This window comes from Streptomyces sp. NPDC002623, assembly GCF_053592635.1.
Genome location: NZ_JBSFWB010000011.1, coordinates 267911 through 288218 on the forward strand (window position 1 = coordinate 267911; position 20308 = coordinate 288218).

The 20308-nt window shown below is 67.8% G+C and carries 29 protein-coding genes and 1 pseudogene; 25 read left to right on the top strand and 5 right to left on the bottom strand.

Annotated features, from left to right (window positions below; translation table 11 throughout):
- Positions 1-88: 88 nt before the first annotated feature.
- The 3 genes and pseudogenes from ACWD4O_RS22215 to ACWD4O_RS22225 form a co-directional block, all read right to left on the bottom strand.
- Positions 89-691 carry a phage tail tube protein gene (locus ACWD4O_RS22215; protein ID WP_451282124.1) on the bottom strand — a complete coding sequence of 201 codons (603 nt, stop codon included), beginning with the start codon at positions 689-691 and terminating at the stop codon, positions 89-91.
- 165 nt (positions 692-856) lie between these two features.
- Positions 857-1270 carry a hypothetical protein gene (locus tag ACWD4O_RS22220; RefSeq protein ID WP_451282126.1) on the bottom strand — a complete coding sequence of 138 codons (414 nt, stop codon included), beginning with the start codon at positions 1268-1270 and terminating at the stop codon, positions 857-859.
- Between the two features lie 473 nt (positions 1271-1743).
- Positions 1744-2178, bottom strand: a pseudogene (locus ACWD4O_RS22225) (helix-turn-helix domain-containing protein); the annotation flags it as partial.
- A gap of 223 nt (positions 2179-2401) precedes the next feature.
- On the opposite strand from ACWD4O_RS22225, the gene ACWD4O_RS22230 reads away from it, so the two are divergent.
- The 3 genes from ACWD4O_RS22230 (at position 2402) to ACWD4O_RS22240 (ending at position 3646) form a co-directional block, all read left to right on the top strand.
- A complete protein-coding gene (locus ACWD4O_RS22230) occupies positions 2402-2695 on the top strand; it encodes a WhiB family transcriptional regulator (RefSeq protein ID WP_451282128.1) in 294 nt (97 codons plus the stop codon).
- Between the two features lie 148 nt (positions 2696-2843).
- Positions 2844-3458: a hypothetical protein gene (locus ACWD4O_RS22235; protein ID WP_451282168.1), complete on the top strand. Its 615-nt coding sequence runs from the start codon at positions 2844-2846 to the stop codon at positions 3456-3458.
- Positions 3455-3646, top strand: a complete 192-nt coding sequence (locus ACWD4O_RS22240) for a hypothetical protein (protein ID WP_358800778.1) — start codon at positions 3455-3457, stop codon at positions 3644-3646. Before ACWD4O_RS22235 ends, ACWD4O_RS22240 begins: the two co-directional genes overlap by 4 nt.
- Before the next feature lie 74 nt (positions 3647-3720).
- Here ACWD4O_RS22240 and ACWD4O_RS22245 read toward each other — a convergent pair whose 3' ends face one another.
- Positions 3721-4998 carry a hypothetical protein gene (locus tag ACWD4O_RS22245; RefSeq protein ID WP_451282130.1) on the bottom strand — a complete coding sequence of 426 codons (1278 nt, stop codon included), beginning with the start codon at positions 4996-4998 and terminating at the stop codon, positions 3721-3723.
- Between the two features lie 229 nt (positions 4999-5227).
- On the opposite strand from ACWD4O_RS22245, the gene ACWD4O_RS22250 reads away from it, so the two are divergent.
- The 5 genes from ACWD4O_RS22250 (at position 5228) to tuf (ending at position 10880) form a co-directional block, all read left to right on the top strand.
- Positions 5228-6241, top strand: coding sequence for a glycosyltransferase family 2 protein (locus ACWD4O_RS22250; RefSeq protein ID WP_451282170.1), 1014 nt, complete (start codon positions 5228-5230; stop codon positions 6239-6241).
- Positions 6242-6510: 269 nt separating this feature from the next.
- Positions 6511-6882: a 30S ribosomal protein S12 gene (gene rpsL / locus ACWD4O_RS22255; protein WP_003948652.1), complete on the top strand. Its 372-nt coding sequence runs from the start codon at positions 6511-6513 to the stop codon at positions 6880-6882.
- A 3-nt stretch (positions 6883-6885) separates the two neighbouring features.
- Positions 6886-7356, top strand: coding sequence for a 30S ribosomal protein S7 (gene rpsG, locus ACWD4O_RS22260; RefSeq protein ID WP_189712345.1), 471 nt, complete (start codon positions 6886-6888; stop codon positions 7354-7356).
- Between the two features lie 39 nt (positions 7357-7395).
- The gene (gene fusA, locus ACWD4O_RS22265) at positions 7396-9522 is read left to right on the top strand and encodes an elongation factor G (RefSeq protein ID WP_450946134.1); all 2127 of its coding nucleotides are present in this window, start codon (positions 7396-7398) and stop codon (positions 9520-9522) included.
- Positions 9523-9686: 164 nt separating this feature from the next.
- Positions 9687-10880: an elongation factor Tu gene (gene tuf, locus ACWD4O_RS22270; RefSeq protein WP_351903814.1), complete on the top strand. Its 1194-nt coding sequence runs from the start codon at positions 9687-9689 to the stop codon at positions 10878-10880.
- A 100-nt stretch (positions 10881-10980) separates the two neighbouring features.
- Here tuf and ACWD4O_RS22275 read toward each other — a convergent pair whose 3' ends face one another.
- A complete protein-coding gene (locus ACWD4O_RS22275) occupies positions 10981-11457 on the bottom strand; it encodes an ATP-binding protein (protein WP_451282132.1) in 477 nt (158 codons plus the stop codon).
- A 125-nt stretch (positions 11458-11582) separates the two neighbouring features.
- Here ACWD4O_RS22275 and ACWD4O_RS22280 point away from each other — a divergent pair, with 125 nt between their 5' ends.
- The 17 genes from ACWD4O_RS22280 to ACWD4O_RS22360 all read left to right on the top strand — a co-directional run bounded on the left by ACWD4O_RS22280 (position 11583) and on the right by ACWD4O_RS22360 (position 20228).
- On the top strand, positions 11583-12458 hold the full coding sequence (locus ACWD4O_RS22280; protein WP_451282133.1) for a helix-turn-helix domain-containing protein: 876 nt from the start codon (positions 11583-11585) through the stop codon (positions 12456-12458).
- Complete coding sequence (locus ACWD4O_RS22285) at positions 12455-12889, top strand: DUF397 domain-containing protein (RefSeq protein WP_451282134.1); 435 nt, start codon at positions 12455-12457, stop codon at positions 12887-12889. Before ACWD4O_RS22280 ends, ACWD4O_RS22285 begins: the two co-directional genes overlap by 4 nt.
- A 406-nt stretch (positions 12890-13295) precedes the next feature.
- Positions 13296-13604: a 30S ribosomal protein S10 gene (rpsJ, locus tag ACWD4O_RS22290; RefSeq protein ID WP_003948644.1), complete on the top strand. Its 309-nt coding sequence runs from the start codon at positions 13296-13298 to the stop codon at positions 13602-13604.
- A 17-nt stretch (positions 13605-13621) separates the two neighbouring features.
- On the top strand, positions 13622-14266 hold the full coding sequence (rplC, locus tag ACWD4O_RS22295) for a 50S ribosomal protein L3 (RefSeq protein WP_351903799.1): 645 nt from the start codon (positions 13622-13624) through the stop codon (positions 14264-14266).
- A 7-nt stretch (positions 14267-14273) separates the two neighbouring features.
- Positions 14274-14930, top strand: coding sequence for a 50S ribosomal protein L4 (rplD, locus tag ACWD4O_RS22300; RefSeq protein ID WP_351903796.1), 657 nt, complete (start codon positions 14274-14276; stop codon positions 14928-14930).
- A complete protein-coding gene (rplW, locus tag ACWD4O_RS22305) occupies positions 14930-15349 on the top strand; it encodes a 50S ribosomal protein L23 (RefSeq protein WP_351903793.1) in 420 nt (139 codons plus the stop codon). Before rplD ends, rplW begins: the two co-directional genes overlap by 1 nt.
- Positions 15350-15389: 40 nt before the next feature.
- Positions 15390-16226: a 50S ribosomal protein L2 gene (rplB, locus tag ACWD4O_RS22310; RefSeq protein WP_046263524.1), complete on the top strand. Its 837-nt coding sequence runs from the start codon at positions 15390-15392 to the stop codon at positions 16224-16226.
- Positions 16227-16238: 12 nt separating this feature from the next.
- Positions 16239-16520 carry a 30S ribosomal protein S19 gene (rpsS, locus tag ACWD4O_RS22315; RefSeq protein WP_266401783.1) on the top strand — a complete coding sequence of 94 codons (282 nt, stop codon included), beginning with the start codon at positions 16239-16241 and terminating at the stop codon, positions 16518-16520.
- 41 nt (positions 16521-16561) lie between these two features.
- The gene (gene rplV / locus ACWD4O_RS22320) at positions 16562-16909 is read left to right on the top strand and encodes a 50S ribosomal protein L22 (protein WP_054238783.1); all 348 of its coding nucleotides are present in this window, start codon (positions 16562-16564) and stop codon (positions 16907-16909) included.
- Complete coding sequence (gene rpsC / locus ACWD4O_RS22325) at positions 16909-17745, top strand: 30S ribosomal protein S3 (RefSeq protein ID WP_451282137.1); 837 nt, start codon at positions 16909-16911, stop codon at positions 17743-17745. The genes rplV and rpsC overlap by 1 nt, the downstream gene beginning before the upstream one ends.
- A 5-nt stretch (positions 17746-17750) precedes the next feature.
- A complete protein-coding gene (gene rplP, locus ACWD4O_RS22330) occupies positions 17751-18170 on the top strand; it encodes a 50S ribosomal protein L16 (protein WP_006140905.1) in 420 nt (139 codons plus the stop codon).
- Positions 18170-18394 (top strand): 50S ribosomal protein L29, encoded by a 225-nt coding sequence (gene rpmC, locus ACWD4O_RS22335; protein ID WP_003998824.1) that lies wholly within the window; start codon positions 18170-18172, stop codon positions 18392-18394. The genes rplP and rpmC overlap by 1 nt, the downstream gene beginning before the upstream one ends.
- Complete coding sequence (rpsQ, locus tag ACWD4O_RS22340; RefSeq protein ID WP_351903784.1) at positions 18394-18681, top strand: 30S ribosomal protein S17; 288 nt, start codon at positions 18394-18396, stop codon at positions 18679-18681. Before rpmC ends, rpsQ begins: the two co-directional genes overlap by 1 nt.
- Before the next feature lie 104 nt (positions 18682-18785).
- On the top strand, positions 18786-19154 hold the full coding sequence (rplN, locus tag ACWD4O_RS22345; protein ID WP_003992364.1) for a 50S ribosomal protein L14: 369 nt from the start codon (positions 18786-18788) through the stop codon (positions 19152-19154).
- A gap of 2 nt (positions 19155-19156) precedes the next feature.
- Positions 19157-19480 carry a 50S ribosomal protein L24 gene (gene rplX, locus ACWD4O_RS22350; protein WP_030039760.1) on the top strand — a complete coding sequence of 108 codons (324 nt, stop codon included), beginning with the start codon at positions 19157-19159 and terminating at the stop codon, positions 19478-19480.
- Complete coding sequence (rplE, locus tag ACWD4O_RS22355; protein ID WP_020132628.1) at positions 19480-20037, top strand: 50S ribosomal protein L5; 558 nt, start codon at positions 19480-19482, stop codon at positions 20035-20037. Before rplX ends, rplE begins: the two co-directional genes overlap by 1 nt.
- A gap of 5 nt (positions 20038-20042) precedes the next feature.
- Complete coding sequence (locus ACWD4O_RS22360; RefSeq protein ID WP_030890724.1) at positions 20043-20228, top strand: type Z 30S ribosomal protein S14; 186 nt, start codon at positions 20043-20045, stop codon at positions 20226-20228.
- The last annotated feature ends 80 nt before the right edge of the window (positions 20229-20308 follow it).

Sequence of the window (20308 nt, forward strand, 5' to 3'; positions counted from 1 at the left end):
GATGAGCGCTCCTTGGGTGAGGGAGAAGAGAGGTGGGGCCCGGGGCGGGACGGGCGGCCGGGGTCGGCGCCCGCCCCGCCCCGGTGGGTCAGGACGCGGCGTACGCGGCGTCCTTCATCACGAAGCTGGCCAGCGCCGAACCGTCGGCGGAGGCCATCGCCGTGTAGGTGATGCCGAGCTGGGCCGCCGACTTGCGGGCCAGCTTGATGTCGTCCGCCGCCGTGACCTGGCCGCGCGGGATGCCGAAGCGGTAGGTCACGGTGGCCCCGTCGTCGGCGCGGACGTCCGTGAACTCCAGGCCGAGGGCGCGGACGTCGGAGTAGGGGCGGTCGGTGATGTCGTACTTGTAGACGCCGGTCGAGCCGGTGACCGCCGTGACCGCGCCGCCGCCCATGAAGAACGGCAGCGTGTCCTCGTTGAACTGCATCAGCGAGAACTTCAGGGTCAGGTCGCGGTCCGAGTACACGAAGTGCACCGGGCTGACGGCCTGCCACACGTCGACCGGCTCCAGCTTGTCCTTCTTGCTGAACGTGACGCCCTCACCGGAGGTGAAGCCGAGGTTCTTCCAGCCGGTCGCCCAGTCGGTGGACGGGTCGGTGGAGAAGGTCGTCGGAACCTTGGTGTCGGCGGCGGCGACGTAGAGCCGGCCGACGCCTGCGATGCGGATCTCGGAGGAGTTGGTGCCTGCCATGGATGGTTCTCCTTATAGAGAGGGTGGGGTGGTGCAGTGGTTGTGCAGTGGTGCTGCCGCCCGGGGTGGAGCAGTCCGGGTACGGCGAAGGCCCCGCCGTGGACGGCGGGGCCTTCGGTCTGAGGGGTGTGGGTGTGGGGTGCGGGTGCGGGTGCCTCGGAGAGGTCAGTAGACGTCCAGGAACACCTTGAGCACGCTCACGTACCGGTTGGCCGCGGAGTAGAGGTAGTCGGGCAGCCAGCGCGGGCCGTCCTGTTCCTCCACCTCGGTGATGAGGTTCGTGCCGTACCGGTTGCCGGCCGCGGCCAGCAGCGCCCGGCGGGCGGAGTTGGCCAGGACGTGTGCGGCGTGCTTGGTCGGGCCGTACACCTCCAGCTCGATCAGCGGCTGGTCGACGTGCAGCTCGCCGACCCACGCGCCGCCCCGCCGGTTGACGAGGACGGCGGCGGTCGTGCCGTCGAAGTTCTCGGGCGGATCGACGGCGACGTGCGCCGTGGAGAGCGCCGAGTCGGCCTCCAGGATGTCGACGACCAAGGCCTCGACGTCCGGGAAGGCACTCGGTGGGGTGGGTGTGGTCATGCCGGGTCACCTCGCCGGGAAGAAGGGGAAGTCGCCGGGCGGGCGCCGCGCGGGGGCGGGGAAGGGGAGGCGCACGGCGCCTCGGCCCGGCGTACGGCGACGGGTGCGGCCCGCTCGGGGCTCGCGGGCACAGCTCCGCCGCTGCACCAACTGTGACAGAGGAGCGTGCGCGCACGCAACTAAATCGGCGAGGAAGTTGTGAGGGGAGGTGCGAGAGGGGCGAGAGCGCAGGTTGGGAGGGGTGTGCGCGCGGGGGGAGTGGGGGTGTGTGGGGGCGTGTGGGGGTGTGTGGGGGCGTGGGGATGTGGGGCGGGTGGGGTACCGAACAGAGCTCCCGTCGGCCCACGGGCGCTCGTCGATCGTCGGCCTGCGGATCAGTCGATGGAGGCGGGCACGCCCACCGCCGTCTCCAGCAGGGCCCGCCGGTCCTCATGCACCGGTGTCATATGTGCCACGCGCGCCCCCTGCGTCGTCGACGGACCCTGTGCGGCCTCCGCCTCGCTCGGCAGGAACTGCTCCACCACCCTGACGAACATCTCCCGTCGGTCGGCGGGCACGCCCAGCAGGTCGGCGACCTCCTCCAGCGTGGGACGGCGGCCGAACTCCGCGCTGGGTGCGGGGGCGGCCAAGTGGTCGTGGGGATCGGCCAGTTCCTCCGCGGTCAGCCGGCCGGAGCGGATGAGCATGTCGCGGACCGGCACGCCGAGCACGCGGGCGAGTCGGCGGGTGGTCTCGAGGTCCGGCATGCTCTGCCGCTGCAGCAGGCGGGTGACCGCGGCGCGGTGCACGCCGGCCTCGTCCGCGATTCTCGACTTGCCGCCGCCGCGTGGACTGTCGATGTCGTAGCCGCGTTCGCGCATGAGGTCTTCGACCCACGCGGCGAACGCGTCCAAGCCCTGGTTGGTCATCGTCCTTCTCTCTTCCTTCGGGGGTGGGCAAGAGTTTAGCTTGCTTGCGCGCACGGAATTACGTGCTCTCGTGCAAGCAATGAGGAAAATTCGCGCCGTTCGTGGAGATTCGGTGGATGTGCCGGAGGTGGGCCATCCGAATTTCGTTGCGGGCGCGCACGCAATCTGTAAGTCTTGGGGACGTTCACTCAGCACGGCTCGTTCACGAACCCAGGGGGGTCCCATGTCCATGCCCGAAATGAGTTCCTGCCCAGCTGCCTCGACCGATCGCTGGCAGTCCGCGGCCGCCTGCGTCGGGCTCCCCCCGCGGGTCGTCTTCTCCAAGAAGGCCAAGGACGCCGCCCCCGCGCTCCGGGCCTGCGCCGACTGCCCCGTGCGCCGGGCCTGCGAGGAGGCCGTGGCACCGGCCGAGAGCGGGTTCGACGGCGTCTGCGGCGGCCGTCTCTGGCGCTCGGGCCGCCCGGTCCCCGTACCCGCGCATCTCCTCCCGGCGGCCCAGGGAGGCCCCCGTGCCTGAAGCGCACGAAGCCCGCACCGCGCACGAAGCCCGCACCGCGCACGAAGCCCGCACCGCGCACGAAGCCCGCACCGCCCGCGAGCACCACGCCGTTCACGAGCACCACGCCTCCCACGAAGACCGCCCCACCGCCCAGGCCGCCCTCTGGATCAGCACCCTCCTCCAGCAGTTCCCCGAGCTGTCCACGGAACTGGTCCCGGGCCGCACCACCCCCGCCCCCCGCCCCTCCGCACCGCGGCCCCCGGCCGACCTCGGCGCCCGGCTCCGTGCGGAACGCGAGGAGCAGCTGCTGCTCCAGCAGCGTCACGGCCTCGTGGCCCCCGGTCACGGCGCGGCCCCGCTCCGGCTGCATGTCTCCGACGCCATCCGGGACATCACCGACGGCGTGCTCGAACTGGAGGAGGCCGTACGCGACCGGCTCGAGCTGCCCCGCCCGCGCCGCGCCTCCGTGCCCGAGCGGCTGCGCAGGATCGCGTCCCTCCTCGACCGGATCGCCGCCGACCCCGTCCTGGCCGCGCACGTGCGCGACGAGACCCGTCGGATGGCCCGGCGCTGCGCCCGCGCGCTGGGCGACACCGAGACCGTCGTACGGGTCGCCGGCCGCTGCCCCTGGTGCGACTCCGTCTCCCTGCGGGCCTTCCCCGACCGCGCGGCCGTCCTGTGCGTCAACCCGGCCTGCCGCTGCCCCGAACCGGACTGCGGCTGCCACGACGACCCGGCCTACCGCCACACCTGGGACGAGGGGGAGTGGGCGCGCGCATGACCGGCCCCGACCGTCCCACCCTCATCCCCGGCCCCCTGGCCGCCCAGGAGGTCGGCGTGGCCCCCGCCACCATTCGCAAGTGGGTCCAGCTGGGTCACCTCAGGCCGGCCGGCAAGGCGGGCCGCGCCCAGCTCTTCCGGCTGGAGGACGTCTTCGCCGCCGAACGCGCGGCCCGCGGGAAGAACTGACCGCCACGGAGTCGCGGTCCGGCACGGAATCCGGGTCCGCCACGAATTCCGGTCCGCCACGAATCCCGGTCCGGCTACGGAATCCCCAACTCGAAGATCACATAGTGCGCGTACCACCCCGAAGCCAGCGCCGCCGTCGCGAAGAACACCGCCAGACTCGGCCACTTCAGCCGGCTCATCGCTGCCGCCGGGGCCAGCAGCAGCGGGAAGACGGGCAGCAGGTACCGCCCGGTGTTGCCGAACATCTGCTGGGTGCCGAGCACGGTGATCACGCTCGCCAGCGTGTACGCGACCAGCACCAGCGGCGGTTTCTTGCGCAGCATCAGCGCGATCAGGAAGGGCAGCGCCAGCACGATCTGCACGCCGAGGAGGTCCGGGACGGAGAAGGCGAACAGGTAGTCGTGGCGACCGACCGCCGTGTTGCCGAGCACGTCCAGCGTGTACGTGCCGAAGTCGAAGTAGTGCGCCCAGCCCTCGCGCTGGAGCGTGAAGTACGCGGTGAGGTCGTTCGAGCTGAGACCGACCCAGGTGATGTAGGTGAGCAGGCCGAGCGGCGCGGCGAACATCGCGTACAGGGGTCCCGACACCCCGTGCTCGCGCCTGCTCTCCCGCCGGGCGAGGGCCACGATCGCGGCCAGCCCGACCGCGCCGATGAGCGCGGCGGAGGTCGGCCGGTTGAGGCCGGCCACGAAGGCGAGCAGTCCGGCCGCCACCCAGCGGCGCTTCATCACGCAGTAGCAGCACCAGGTGGCTATCGCGACGAAGACCGACTCCGAGTACACCGCCCACTCGACGCCCGCGCCGGGCACCACCGCCCACAGCCCGGCCGCGATCGTGCCCGCCCGCACCCCGGCGAGCGTCGAGATCACGGCGTAGACGCCGGCGGCGGCGACGAAGGAGGCCAGGACGGACACCAGGATCCCGGAGCCGTACAGACCCAGTCCGGTGATCTCGGACGTGCCCCGGATCAGGCCCGGATAGAGGGGGAAGAAGGCGACCGAGTTCTGCTGGACGGTGAACAGTCCGCCGGGTTTGAGCGGTTCCAGCGGGCCCGGGTCGTACCCCTTCTCGGCGACCTGGAGGTACCACCAGCCGTCCCAGGTGGCGAGGACGTCCCACCAGTGGGCGCCGCCGCCGAAGCGCGGGTTCTTCTTCTGGTAGTCGTCGGCCCACTCCAGGAGCCAGGCGAAGACGGTCAGCCCCACGAGCTTGGTGACGCCGTAGAGAAGCAGCGGAGCGAGGTACGGTCGTACACCGTCCGGCAGGGTGAGGCGGCGCAGTCTTGGCGATCGCTCCTCCGGCCCGTCGGGCACGGCGGAGCCCGTCGCCGTCTCGCTGGAAGCCGTGCTCATGGCTGGGGTCCCCCTCGGCCGATCGCCGGACACCCAGGGCGGCACCGCGGTCCGGATGATCGTGATGATCGTGAAGCTTGGTCAAAAAAGAGTGGTCAAGAGTGTGGTCATAAGATCGCAACAGCCTCGCACATGTGCGTCACAGCTTGGGGGAGGACGGGTGGCCGAAGCGCCCCGGACCACGGCCGCGGAGAACGTCCCGTCGGCCGTCCTGTCGGTCGTCATACCCATGTACAACGAGGAAGAGGTCCTTCCCGCGCTGGTCAGCCGGTTGCGCCCGGTCCTCGCGGGCCTCGGCGTCGACTACGAGGTGGTCGCCGTGGACGACGGGAGCACCGACCGCACCGCCGAGCTGCTGGCCGCCTTCCGGCTCGGCTGGCCGGAACTGCGCGTCATCGGCCTGCGCCGCAACTCGGGCCACCAGGCCGCCCTCACCGCGGGCCTGGACCGGGCGGTCGGCGCCTATGTCGTCAGCATCGACGCCGACCTCCAGGACCCGCCCGAGAAGATCGTCGACATGCTCGTGCTGGCCCGCGCCGAGCACCTCGACATCGTGTACGGCATCCGGGCCGACCGGGCCAGCGACAGCGGGTTCAAGCGGTGGACGGCCGGCCTCTACTACCGGCTGGTGCGCCGTCTCGCCGGACCGTCCGTGCCCGCCCAGGCCGGTGACTTCCGGCTGCTGAGCCGGGCCGCCGTGGACGCCCTGAAGGCCCTGCCGGACCAGCAGCGCGTCTACCGCCTCCTGGTGCCCTGGCTGGGCTTCCCCAGCGGCGAGGTCACCTATGAGCGGGCCCCGCGGCCGGCCGGCCAGAGCAAGTACCCGCTCGGCCGGATGATCCGGCTGGCCGTCGACAGCGTCACGGGCTTCTCGGCGGCGCCCCTGCGCATAGCGACCTGGCTGGGCGGCTTCGCCTTCCTGGTCTGCCTGGGGCTGATGGCCTACACCCTGAGCGCCCACGCCTTCCAGCACACCGTCCCCGGCTGGACGTCCCTCTTCATCGGCGTGCTGTTCATCGGCGCGGTCCAGCTGATCTGCGTGGGCCTGCTCGGCGAGTACGTCGGCCGCATCTACACGGCCGTACAGAACCGTCCGACGTATTTCATCGGCCACGACACCGCGACAGAACCCGTGGAACCGACTGAACCGGCCGAACCGGCCGAATCGGCGCAACCGGCCGAACGGGAGGGCTCCGCGGGGTCCTCGGCTCTGGTAGCACAAAGGCCGAGGCAGCGCTCGTGAACCTGCTCGTAAACCTCCGGCGTGTCGACGGCGGAGCTTTTGTTTTGACCGGAGTCAGTGCGCTAGGTACGCTCAGACCTTGTGCCTGGGGTGTGCCCTGGCCCTCGTGCGTGTCTTCAACCGCACATGGGGCCTAAGGAGCGGCCACCGCAATCTGCGCCTCATTCTGCCTCGCGGCGGAAGTCCGCCGGATTCGACACACCCGACCGCGTGGGTCGGAGATGTTCCAGGTTAGCTGTACAAATCGGCACACAGAAACCGGAGAAGTAGTGCCTACGATCCAGCAGCTGGTCCGTAAGGGCCGGCAGGACAAGGTCGAGAAGAACAAGACGCCCGCACTCGAGGGTTCCCCTCAGCGCCGCGGCGTCTGCACGCGTGTGTTCACGACCACCCCGAAGAAGCCGAACTCGGCCCTGCGTAAGGTCGCGCGTGTGCGTCTGACCAGCGGGATCGAGGTCACCGCTTACATTCCGGGTGAGGGACACAACCTGCAGGAGCACTCCATCGTGCTCGTGCGTGGTGGCCGTGTGAAGGACCTGCCGGGTGTTCGCTACAAGATCATCCGCGGCTCCCTCGACACCCAGGGTGTCAAGAACCGCAAGCAGGCCCGCAGCCGCTACGGCGCCAAGAAGGAGAAGTAAAAAATGCCTCGTAAGGGCCCTGCCCCGAAGCGCCCGGTCATCATCGACCCGGTCTACGGTTCTCCTCTTGTCACGTCGCTCATCAACAAGGTGCTGCTGAACGGCAAGCGCTCCACCGCCGAGCGCATCGTCTACGGCGCCATGGAGGGCCTGAAGGAGAAGACCGGCAACGACCCGGTCATCACCCTCAAGCGCGCTCTCGAGAACATCAAGCCGACCATCGAGGTCAAGTCCCGCCGTGTCGGTGGCGCGACCTACCAGGTTCCGGTCGAGGTCAAGCCGGGCCGCGCGAGCACCCTGGCGCTGCGCTGGCTCGTGGGCTACTCCCGCGCCCGTCGCGAGAAGACCATGACCGAGCGCCTGCTCAACGAGCTTCTCGACGCGTCCAACGGCCTCGGCGCCGCTGTGAAGAAGCGCGAGGACACCCACAAGATGGCCGAGTCCAACAAGGCCTTCGCGCACTACCGCTGGTAGTCGCTACCCACGACGAGACCGAGAGAAGACGAAAGCCTTATGGCTACCACTTCACTTGACCTGGCCAAGGTCCGCAACATCGGGATCATGGCCCACATCGACGCGGGCAAGACGACCACCACTGAGCGGATCCTGTTCTACACCGGCGTTTCCTACAAGATCGGTGAGGTCCACGACGGCGCCGCCACCATGGACTGGATGGAGCAGGAGCAGGAGCGTGGCATCACGATCACCTCTGCTGCCACCACCTGTCACTGGCCGCTCGCCGATGTCGACCACACCATCAACATCATCGACACCCCGGGTCACGTCGACTTCACCGTCGAGGTGGAGCGTTCCCTGCGTGTGCTCGACGGCGCTGTGACGGTGTTCGACGGCGTCGCGGGTGTGGAGCCCCAGTCCGAGACCGTGTGGCGTCAGGCGGACCGCTACGGCGTCCCGCGCATCTGCTTCGTCAACAAGCTCGACCGGACCGGTGCGGAGTTCCACCGCTGCGTCGACATGATCAGCAACCGCCTCGGCGCGCAGCCGATCGTGATGCAGCTCCCGATCGGTGCCGAGGCCGACTTCAAGGGCGTCGTCGACCTGGTCACGATGAAGGCCTTCGTGTGGTCCGCCGAGGCGGAGAAGGGCGAGATGTACGACGTCGTCGACATCCCGGCCACCCACACCGAGGCTGCCGAGGAGTACCGCGGCAAGCTCGTCGAGACCGTCGCCGAGAACGACGACGAGATCATGGAGCTGTACCTGGAGGGCCAGGAGCCTTCCGTGGAGCAGCTGTACGCCGCGATCCGTCGTATCACCATCGCGTCCGGCAAGTCCGCCGACACCACCGTCACCCCGGTGTTCTGCGGTACCGCGTTCAAGAACAAGGGCGTTCAGCCCCTGCTCGACGCGGTCGTTCGCTACCTCCCCTCGCCGCTCGACGTCGAGGCCATCGAGGGCCACGCCGTGAACGACGCGGAGGAGATCGTCAAGCGCAAGCCGTCCGACGACGAGCCGCTGTCGGCGCTGGCGTTCAAGATCATGAGCGACCCGCACCTCGGCAAGCTCACCTTCGTCCGGGTCTACTCGGGCCGCCTGGAGTCCGGCACTGCCGTGCTGAACTCCGTCAAGGGCAAGAAGGAGCGCATCGGCAAGATCTACCGCATGCACGCGAACAAGCGTGAGGAGATCGCGTCGGTCGGCGCCGGCGACATCGTCGCCGTCATGGGTCTGAAGCAGACCACGACCGGCGAGACGCTGTGCGACGACAAGCAGCCCGTGATCCTGGAGTCCATGGACTTCCCGGCTCCGGTCATCCAGGTCGCCATCGAGCCCAAGTCGAAGGGCGACCAGGAGAAGCTGGGCATCGCGATCCAGCGCCTGGCCGAGGAGGACCCGTCGTTCCAGGTCCACTCGGACGAGGAGACCGGCCAGACCATCATCGGTGGCATGGGCGAGCTGCACCTCGAGGTGCTGGTCGACCGGATGCGCCGTGAGTTCCGCGTCGAGGCCAACGTCGGCAAGCCGCAGGTCGCCTACCGCGAGACCATCCGCAAGGCGGTCGACCGGGTCGACTACACGCACAAGAAGCAGACCGGTGGTACCGGCCAGTTCGCGAAGGTGCAGATCGCGATCGAGCCCATCGAGGGCGGCGACGCGTCGTACGAGTTCGTGAACAAGGTGACCGGTGGTCGTATCCCGAAGGAGTACATCCCTTCGGTCGACGCCGGTGCGCAGGAGGCCATGCAGTTCGGCATCCTCGCCGGTTACGAGATGACCGGCGTGCGCGTCACCCTGCTCGACGGTGGCTACCACGAGGTGGACTCCTCCGAGCTCGCCTTCAAGATCGCCGGTTCGCAGGCCTTCAAGGAGGCCGCGCGCAAGGCCAGCCCCGTGCTGCTCGAGCCGATGATGGCCGTCGAGGTCACCACGCCCGAGGACTACATGGGCGAGGTCATCGGCGACATCAACTCCCGCCGTGGTCAGATCCAGGCCATGGAGGAGCGCATGGGCGCCCGGATCGTCAAGGGCCTGGTGCCCCTGTCGGAGATGTTCGGGTACGTCGGCGACCTCCGCAGCAAGACCTCGGGTCGCGCAAGCTACTCGATGCAGTTCGACTCCTACGCCGAGGTTCCCCGGAACGTCGCCGAGGAGATCATCGCGAAGGCCAAGGGCGAGTAACGCACTCCGTTCACACGCTTTAGGCTTGACTCCGGAGCCTTCGGGGCATCCACCCAGGTTCGTCACCGTTCATGGGTGTGTGCCCCGGGCCCGGGCTTTGACAGCAAAGATCACCTGGCGCCGATGAAGTAAGGCGTACCAGAACCACTCCCAGGAGGACCCCAGTGGCGAAGGCGAAGTTCGAGCGGACTAAGCCGCACGTCAACATCGGCACCATCGGTCACATCGACCACGGTAAGACGACCCTCACGGCCGCCATTACCAAGGTGCTGCACGACAAGTACCCGGACCTGAACGAGGCCTCGGCCTTCGACCAGATCGACAAGGCTCCCGAAGAGCGCCAGCGCGGTATCACCATCTCCATCGCGCACGTCGAGTACCAGACGGAGACGCGTCACTACGCGCACGTCGACTGCCCGGGTCACGCGGACTACATCAAGAACATGATCACCGGTGCGGCCCAGATGGACGGCGCCATCCTCGTGGTCGCCGCCACCGACGGCCCGATGCCGCAGACCAAGGAGCACGTGCTCCTGGCCCGCCAGGTCGGCGTTCCGTACATCGTCGTCGCCCTGAACAAGGCCGACATGGTGGACGACGAGGAGATCCTGGAGCTCGTCGAGCTCGAGGTCCGTGAGCTCCTCTCCGAGTACGAGTTCCCGGGCGACGACCTGCCGGTCGTCAAGGTCTCCGCGCTCAAGGCGCTCGAGGGCGACCCGGAGTGGGCGAACACCGTCCTCGAGCTCATGGCCGCCGTCGACGAGTCGATCCCGCAGCCGGAGCGCGACGTCGACAAGGCGTTCCTCATGCCGATCGAGGACGTCTTCACGATCACCGGTCGCGGTACGGTCGTCACCGGCCGTATCGAGCGTGGTGTCCTGAAGGTCAACGAGACCGTCGACATCATCGGCATCAAGACCGAGAAGACCACCACCACGGTCACCGGCATCGAGATGTTCCGCAAGCTGCTCGACGAGGGCCAGGCCGGTGAGAACGTCGGTCTGCTGCTCCGCGGCATCAAGCGCGAGGACGTCGAGCGCGGCCAGGTCATCATCAAGCCGGGCTCGGTCACCCCGCACACCGAGTTCGAGGCGCAGGCCTACATCCTGTCCAAGGACGAGGGTGGCCGCCACACGCCGTTCTTCAACAACTACCGTCCGCAGTTCTACTTCCGTACGACGGACGTGACGGGCGTTGTGACCCTCCCCGAGGGCACCGAGATGGTCATGCCGGGTGACAACACCGAGATGTCGGTGCAGCTCATCCAGCCCATCGCGATGGAAGAGGGCCTGAAGTTCGCCATCCGTGAGGGTGGCCGCACGGTCGGCGCCGGCCAGGTCATCAAGATCACCAAGTAAGTCCGGTGATCGACCTGGTGGCTCCAGCCTGAGCTGAGCACCTGAGAGGGCCCGTACGACTCCGGTCGTACGGGCCCTTTCGCGTGCGCACACGGCCCGCTCAGGCGTGTTCGGCCGCTGCGGGCTGCGCGCGATGAGGCCGCCCGGCACCGGGTTCCGGTGCCGACGGCAGACGAATCTCCGCCCAGACCGTCTTGCGCGGACGCCGTCCCTCGGTCACTCCCCAGCGGTCGGCGAGCGCGTCCACGAGGACCAGTCCCCGGCCTGATTCGCCGTCGCCGGCGGCCTGCCGGAGGCACGGCATCCGGTCACCGCACGTGTCCGTGACCTCGATGCGGAGGGCGTCGCCGATGACGTACATGAGGAGCTGGAAGTCGCGTCCGGCGACACGGCCGTGGGTGACCGCGTTGGCCGCCAGCTCGGCCACGATGTGGTCCGCCGGCTCCAAGGGGAGGCCCCAGGAGCGGAGTTGCTCGACGGCCAGCAGACGGGCGAGACGGGCGCCGCGGGGTGTGGGGGACAGACGCACCTCGAAGTTGCGGACGGGGGAGGCGGGTCGGTGGGTTTCCTGGATCACGTCACTCAGGGTGGCGTCGCATGCTTACCGTTAACAGTGACAGCGCGGTTGCGTAGAGTCACTGTCCAGCTCTTGTCCGGCCGTGTCGAGGCTTGTCGAGGGCGGGTGCGACGGAGGGGTGCGGGATGTCGGTCGACGAGCAGGCGGTACGGCTCAAGAGCGAGGCGGACGAGCCGGGTTGGGAGGTGGACCCGGACGACGAGTGGGGCGTCGCGGTGGTCGCCACGGTGGGGCGGCAGCTGAGGCTGCGGCGCGAGGCGGTGGGAATGCGCGTCGCCGACTTCGCGGTGGCGGTGGGGTACGGCGAGGACATGGTCTACAAGATCGAGAGCGGGAAGAGGATCCCGCGGCCCGAGTATCTGGAGAGGGCGGACGAGATCCTGGGGGCGGGGGGCTTGCTCTCGGCCATGGGGGAGGACGTGGACAAGGTCCGGTACCCCAAGAAGGTGCGGGACTTGGCGGATATCGAGGCGCGGGCGGTGGAGATCGGGCTGTATCTGTGCAACAGCATCAGCGGGCTATTGCAGACCCGGGAGCATGCCCGAGCCGTGATCGAGGCGGCTCAGCCCCCGTACTCGGAAAGTGAGGTCGAGCGCATGGTGGCCGCTCGGCTGGCCCGACAGTCGATCTTCGAGCGGGACCCGGCGCCTGCGCTCGGCTTCGTGCTGGAAGAGGCACTGCTGCGACGCCCCCTCGGAGGCACAATGGTCTGGCGACGCCAACTCGAACGCCTGTTGGAGGTAGGTCGGTTGCGCAACGTCACACTCCAGGTGATGCCGACGCACAGCGAGGTTCACTCTGGCTTGGACGGCAAGATCGAGGTGTTGAAGTTCGAGGACGGCACGGCTGTGGGGCGCTCCGACGGTGCGTTCAACGGTCGGCCCGTCTCCGACCTGAAGCAGCTTCGCATCCTGGAACTGCGGTACAGCACCATCCGGGCTCAGGCTCTCCCGCCTCGGGAGTCCGCCACCTTTATCGAGCAATTGCTGGGAGCGACATGATCCGGGACCTGGTGTGGGTCAAGAGCAGCTACAGCGACGGCAACGACGGCGAATCCTGCGTCGAAGTCGCCACTACCCCCGCCGCCATCCACGTCCGTGACTCCAAGAACCCGGAGGACGGACCCACCTTCCAGGTCGCCTCCGCCGCCTGGGCTGCCTTCATCGCCGCGGCGCCCCTCAACTGCGCTCTGTTTCCTGGCGCGACGCGCCGAGGTGGCCCTCAGGGGGCTGCTGCTCGTGCTGTCCGCCCGGCGGGCTCCCGCGGGGCGCGGGCGGGCCGCAGACGGGCGTGGGGCCCTGCGTGGGGGCGCTGGAGCCCCGGTGAGCCGCCGCCCTGCGGCTACTGCGTCTGGCGCTGTCCGCACGCCCCGCCGGGAGCGGCGCCCTCGGGGGATGACGCGCAGGCCGCACAGGACGTGCGCCGCGTTTGACCTACATCACTCCCGGGGTATTCTCTCCGGCTCGATTGGCGGAGGGTGTGCCCCATATGGCAGACTGTCCGAGTTGCTCGGTCGAGTGTTGATGCTGCGCGCCTCCCGCCGGGAGGACCGGAAGCGAGTCCCACAGTACTCGTCGCCCTAACTGCCTGATGGCAGCGCTGGGGCGGACGTACGGGAATCTTTCGGGAAGTGTCAGTGCAGCGCCGACCAGGCACCCGGTGGACCTTTCGTCCCCGGCTTGCGGTTCCGGAAGGGCCGTGCTTTCCCAGCAGGGATGTTCGAACAAGGGGCATCTGTGTCGGTGACAGCGCGACACACCCGACCGCGTGGGTCGGAGAACGAGTAACGGGAACACCCGGTTCCAGAGCGTTAAAAGAGACAGGACTACTGAGTAGCCATGGCGGGACAGAAGATCCGCATCCGGCTCAAGGCCTACGACCACGAGGTCATCGACTCCTCGGCGAAGAAGATCGTCGAGACGGTGACGCGTACTGGTGCGTCGGTCGCGGGCCCGGTGCCGCTGCCCACTGAGAAGAACGTGTACTGCGTCATCAAGTCGCCGCACAAGTACAAGGACTCGCGCGAGCACTTCGAGATGCGCACGCACAAGCGCCTGATCGACATTCTCGACCCGACTCCCAAGACCGTTGACTCTCTGATGCGACTCGACCTCCCGGCCGGTGTCGACATCGAGATCAAGCTTTAGGGGCCGGTGATCTGAGAATGGCTAAGCAGATCAAGGGCATCCTGGGCGAGAAGCTCGGCATGACGCAGGTGTGGGACGAGAACAACCGTGTTGTTCCGGTCACCGTCGTCAAGGCCAGCCCCAATGTCGTGACCCAGGTCCGCACGAACGACGTGGACGGCTACGAGTCGGTCCAGATCGCCTTCGGCGAGATCGACCCGCGCAAGGTGAACAAGCCCCTCAAGGGTCACTTCGCCAAGGCCGACGTCACGCCCCGTCGCCACCTCGTCGAGATCCGGACGGCCGATGCCGCCGAGTACACGCTCGGTCAGGAAATCACCGCCGAGGTCTTCGAGGCCGGCGTCAAGGTCGACGTGACCGGCAAGAGCAAGGGCAAGGGCTTCGCCGGTGTCATGAAGCGTCACAACTTCAAGGGCCTCGGCGCCGGACACGGCACCCAGCGCAAGCACCGCTCGCCCGGTTCCATCGGTGGCTGCGCCACCCCGGGCCGCGTGTTCAAGGGCCTCCGCATGGCGGGTCGCATGGGCAACGAGCGTGTCACCACCCAGAACCTGACCGTCCACGCCGTTGACGCGGAGAAGGGTCTGCTGCTCATCAAGGGCGCCGTCCCCGGTCCGAACGGCGGCCTCGTCCTGGTCCGCACCGCGGCCAAGGGGGCCTGAGGTACCGATGAGCACTGTTGACATCCTTTCGCCTGCAGGCGAGAAGACCGGAAGCGTCGAGCTCCCCGCGGAGATCTTCGGCGTGGAGAAGGTCAGCATCCCGCTGATCCACCAGGTCGTCGTCGCGCAGAACGCGGCTGCCCGTCAGGGCACGCACAAGACCAAGACCCGCGGCGAGGTTCGTGGTGGCGGTAAGAAGCCTTACCGTCAGAAGGGCACCGGCCGTGCGCGCCAGGGCTCTACCCGCGCGCCCCAGTTCGCCGGCGGTGGCGTCGTCCACGGCCCGCAGCCGCGTGACTACTCCCAGCGGACCCCGAAGAAGATGAAGGCTGCCGCTCTGCGTCACGCCCTCACCGACCGGGCCCGCCACAACCGCATTCACGTCGTCACCGGCGTGATCGAGGGCGAGACCCCCTCCACGAAGGCCGCTCGTTCGCTGTTCGGCAAGATCTCGGAGCGCAAGAACCTGCTCCTGGTCGTCGACCGCGCCGACGAGGCCGCGTGGCTGTCCGCCCGCAACCTGCCCCAGGTGCACATCCTGGAGCCGGGCCAGCTGAACACGTACGACGTGATCGTCTCGGACGACGTGGTCTTCACCCAGGCCGCTCTCGAGTCCTTCGTCGCCGGCCCGAAGGCCAACGACACCGAAGGGAGTGACGCCTGATGGCTACGCGTCACCCGAGCATCGCCCCCAAGGCCGCCAAGGCCGCCAAGGCCGCGCGCGTCGCCAAGGCGAAGCGCCACGAGGCCGAGGGCAAGAACACCGTCGTCACCGCGCCCAGCAAGGCGTACACGGACCCCCGTGACGTGCTGCTGAAGCCGGTCGTGTCGGAGAAGAGCTACGCGCTCCTCGACGAGAACAAGTACACGTTCATCGTCGACCCGAACGCCAACAAGACCCAGATCAAGCAGGCCGTCCAGGCGGTCTTCTCGGTCAAGGTCACCGGGGTCAACACGATCAACCGCCAGGGCAAGCGCAAGCGCACCAAGACCGGTTTCGGTCAGCGTGCCGGCACCAAGCGCGCGATCGTGACCCTTGCTGAGGGCGACCGTATCGACATCTTCGGCGGTCCGACCGCCTAAGGGCGGTCCGGATCGTCCGATATCGGACGAGGACTGAAAAATGGGAATCCGCAAGTACAAGCCGACTACGCCGGGCCGTCGTGGCTCCAGCGTCGCCGACTTCGTCGAGGTCACGCGGTCCACGCCGGAGAAGTCGCTGGTCCGCCCGCTGCACAGCAAGGGCGGCCGTAACAACGCCGGTCGTGTGACCGTTCGCCACCAGGGTGGCGGACACAAGCGCGCCTTCCGAGTGATCGACTTCCGTCGTCACGACAAGGACGGCGTGCCGGCGAAGGTCGCGCACATCGAGTACGACCCCAACCGCACCGCGCGCATCGCGCTGCTGCACTACGCGGACGGCGAGAAGCGCTACATCCTCGCCCCGCGCAACCTGCAGCAGGGCGACCGCGTCGAGAACGGTCCCGGGGCCGACATCAAGCCGGGCAACAACCTGGCGCTCCGCAACATCCCGGTCGGTACCACGATCCACGCGATCGAGCTCCGTCCGGGTGGCGGCGCCAAGTTCGCCCGCTCCGCCGGTACCTCCGTGCAGCTGCTCGCGAAGGAGGGCTCGATGGCCCACCTCCGCATGCCGTCCGGTGAGATCCGCCTGGTCGACCAGCGCTGCCGCGCCACGGTCGGCGAGGTCGGCAATGCCGAGCAGAGCAACATCAACTGGGGCAAGGCCGGCCGTAAGCGCTGGCTGGGCGTCCGCCCGACCGTTCGCGGTGTGGCGATGAACCCGGTTGACCACCCCCACGGTGGTGGTGAGGGCAAGACCTCCGGTGGTCGCCACCCGGTCAGCCCCTGGGGTCAGAAGGAGGGTCGTACTCGTTCGCCGAAGAAGGCTTCGAACAAGTACATCGTCCGCCGCCGCAAGACGAACAAGAAGCGCTAGGAGCGGGTTTAGATGCCGCGCAGTCTCAAGAAGGGGCCCTTCGTCGACGACCACCTTGTAAAGAAGGTGGACGCCCAGAACGAAGCCGGTTCCAAGAACGTCATCAAGACCTGGTCCCGTCGCTCGATGATCATCCCGGCCATGCTGGGCCACACGATCGCGGTGCACAACGGCAAGACCCACATTCCGGTGTTTGTCACCGAGTCGATGGTCGGCCACAAGCTCGGCGAGTTCTCGCCGACGCGCACCTTCCGGGGTCACGTCAAGGACGACCGGAAGTCGAAGCGCCGCTAACGCGGGGTGGAATGACCATGACAGACACTGGAAGGACAACCATGGAAGCCAGGGCCCAGGCGCGGTACATCCGCGTCACGCCCATGAAGGCCCGCCGGGTGGTGGACCTTATCCGTGGCATGGACGCCACGGAGGCTCAGGCGGTCCTGCGTTTCGCCCCGCAGGCCGCGAGCGTGCCGGTCGGCAAGGTGCTTGACAGCGCCATCGCCAACGCCGCGCACAACTACGACCACACCGACGCCGACAGCCTCTTCATCTCCGAGGCGTACGTCGACGAGGGTCCGACCCTGAAGCGGTTCCGTCCGCGCGCCCAGGGCCGCGCGTACCGGATCCGCAAGCGGACCAGCCACATCACCGTGGTCCTCAGCAGCAAGGAAGGATCCCGGTAATGGGCCAGAAGGTTAACCCGCATGGGTTCCGGCTCGGCATCACCACGGACTTCAAGTCCCGTTGGTACGCCGACAAGTCGTACAAGGAATACGTCGGAGAAGACGTCGCCATCCGTCGGATGATGACGTCCGGCATGGAGCGCGCCGGCATCTCGAAGGTTGAGATCGAGCGCACCCGTGACCGCGTGCGTGTGGACATCCACACCGCTCGCCCGGGCATCGTCATCGGCCGCCGCGGCGCCGAGGCCGACCGTATCCGCGGCGACCTGGAGAAGCTGACCAAGAAGCAGGTCCAGCTGAACATCCTCGAGGTCAAGAACCCCGAGGTCGACGCTCAGCTGGTGGCTCAGGCCGTCGCCGAGCAGCTCTCCTCCCGCGTCTCCTTCCGTCGCGCCATGCGTAAGAGCATGCAGTCGGCGATGAAGGCGGGCGCCAAGGGCATCAAGATCCAGTGCGGTGGCCGCCTCGGCGGCGCCGAGATGTCCCGCTCGGAGTTCTACCGCGAGGGCCGTGTGCCCCTGCACACGCTCCGCGCGAACGTGGACTACGGCTTCTTCGAGGCCAAGACGACCTTCGGCCGCATCGGCGTGAAGGTCTGGATCTACAAGGGCGATGTCAAGAACATCGCCGAGGTCCGCGCCGAGAACGCTGCTGCCCGCGCCGGCAACCGCCCGGCCCGTGGTGGCGGCGGCGCCGACCGCCCGGCCCGTGGTGGTGGCCGTGGTGGCGAGCGTGGCGGTCGCGGTCGCAAGCCGCAGCAGGCTCCCGCTGCCGAGGCCCCCAAGGCCGAGGCTCCGGCGGCCGCTCCGGCTGAGAGCACCGGAACGGAGGCCTGACCGACATGCTGATCCCCCGTAGGGTCAAGCACCGCAAGCAGCACCACCCGAAGCGCCGTGGTCAGGCCAAGGGCGGTACGACGGTCTCGTTCGGCGAGTACGGCATTCAGGCCCTCACGCCGGCGTACGTCACCAACCGCCAGATCGAGGCGGCCCGTATCGCGATGACCCGCCACATCAAGCGTGGCGGCAAGGTCTGGATCAACATCTACCCGGACCGCCCGCTCACGAAGAAGCCTGCCGAGACCCGCATGGGTTCCGGTAAGGGTTCTCCGGAGTGGTGGATCGCGAACGTGCACCCGGGACGGGTCATGTTCGAGCTGTCCTACCCCAACGAGAAGATCGCCCGTGAGGCCCTCACTCGCGCAGCCCACAAGCTGCCGATGAAGTGCCGGATCGTCAAGCGCGAGGCAGGTGAAGCGTGATGTCGGCCGGTACCAAGGCGTCCGAGCTGCGCGAACTGGGTGACGAGGAGCTTCTTGCGAAGCTTCGCGAAGCCAAGGAAGAGCTGTTCAACCTCCGCTTCCAGGCGGCGACGGGTCAGCTCGAGAACCACGGTCGGCTCAAGGCCGTCCGTAAGGACATCGCGCGGATCTACACCCTGATGCGTGAGCGCGAGCTGGGCATCGAGACGGTGGAGAGCGCCTGATGAGTGAGAACAACGTGACTGAGCAGACTGCAGAGGCCCGCGGCTTCCGCAAGACCCGTGAGGGTCTGGTCGTCAGCGACAAGATGGACAAGACCGTCGTCGTCGCCGTCGAGGACCGTGTGAAGCACGCGCTGTACGGCAAGGTCATCCGCCGTACGAACAAGCTCAAGGCCCACGACGAGCAGAACGCTGCGGGCGTCGGCGACCGTGTCCTCCTCGCGGAGACCCGGCCGCTGTCCGCGACGAAGCGCTGGCGCGTCGTCGAGATCCTCGAGAAGGCCAAGTAATTCCTGCGGCAAACCCCGCAGGTCAGTTCCGCCAGGCTCGGCAGGGGCTCTCCTCGTGAAGAGGCGGCCCCTGCCGGGAACCGGCAGACAAACAGGAGATAGACGTGATCCAGCAGGAGTCGCGACTGCGCGTCGCCGACAACACTGGTGCGAAGGAAATCCTTTGCATCCGTGTGCTCGGTGGCTCCGGTCGCCGCTACGCGGGCATCGGTGACGTCATCGTCGCCACCGTCAAGGACGCGATCCCCGGCGGCAACGTGAAGAAGGGTGACGTCATCAAGGCGGTCATCGTTCGCACCGTCAAGGAGCGCCGCCGTCCGGACGGCTCGTACATCCGCTTCGACGAGAACGCCGCTGTCATTCTGAAGAACGACGGCGACCCTCGTGGCACCCGCATCTTCGGCCCGGTCGGCCGGGAGCTGCGCGAGAAGAAGTTCATGAAGATCATCTCGCTGGCTCCGGAGGTGCTGTAAGCATGAAGATCAAGAAGGGCGACCTGGTCCAGGTCATCACGGGCAAGGACAAGGGCAAGCAGGGCAAGGTCATCGCGGCCTTCCCCCGCGAGGACCGCGTCCTGGTCGAGGGTGTCAACCGGGTCAAGAAGCACACGAAGGCCGGTCCGACCGCCAAGGGCTCCCAGGCCGGCGGCATCGTGACCACCGAGGCCCCGATCCACGTGTCCAACGTTCAGCTGGTCGTGGAGAAGGACGGCAACAAGGTCGTCACGCGCGTCGGTTACCGCTTCGACGACGAGGGCAACAAGATCCGCGTTGCCAAGCGGACGGGTGAGGACATCTGATGGCTACCACCACGACTCCGCGTCTCAAGACGAAGTACCGCGAGGAGATCGCGGGCAAGCTGCGTGAGGAGTTCTCCTACGAGAACGTCATGCAGATCCCCGGCCTCGTCAAGATCGTGGTCAACATGGGTGTCGGCGACGCCGCCCGTGACTCGAAGCTCATGGACGGTGCCGTCCGTGACCTGACCACCATCACCGGTCAGAAGCCGGCCATCACCAAGGCCCGCAAGTCCATCGCGCAGTTCAAGCTGCGTGAGGGTCAGCCGATCGGTGCCCACGTCACGCTTCGTGGCGACCGCATGTGGGAGTTCCTGGACCGCACCCTGTCGCTCGCGCTGCCGCGCATCCGCGACTTCCGTGGTCTGTCCCCCAAGCAGTTCGACGGCCGTGGCAACTACACCTTCGGTCTCACGGAGCAGGTCATGTTCCACGAGATCGACCAGGACAAGATCGACCGTGTCCGGGGTATGGACATCACCGTGGTCACCACGGCGACCAACGACGCTGAGGGCCGTGCGCTCCTTCGTCACCTCGGCTTCCCCTTCAAGGAGGCGTGAGCGAGATGGCGAAGAAGGCTCTGATCGCAAAGGCTGCTCGCAAGCCCAAGTTCGCTGTGCGCGCGTACAACCGCTGCCAGCGTTGCGGCCGTCCCCACTCCGTGTACCGCAAGTTCGGCCTCTGCCGTGTGTGCCTTCGTGAGATGGCTCACCGTGGAGAGCTGCCGGGCGTGACCAAGAGCTCCTGGTAATCCCCTTATTTAGGGGTCCCGGAGTCTCTCGGTAAGCAATGGGCGTGTCAGGCGCCCACCTCTCCATGGCTTAGGCTGGG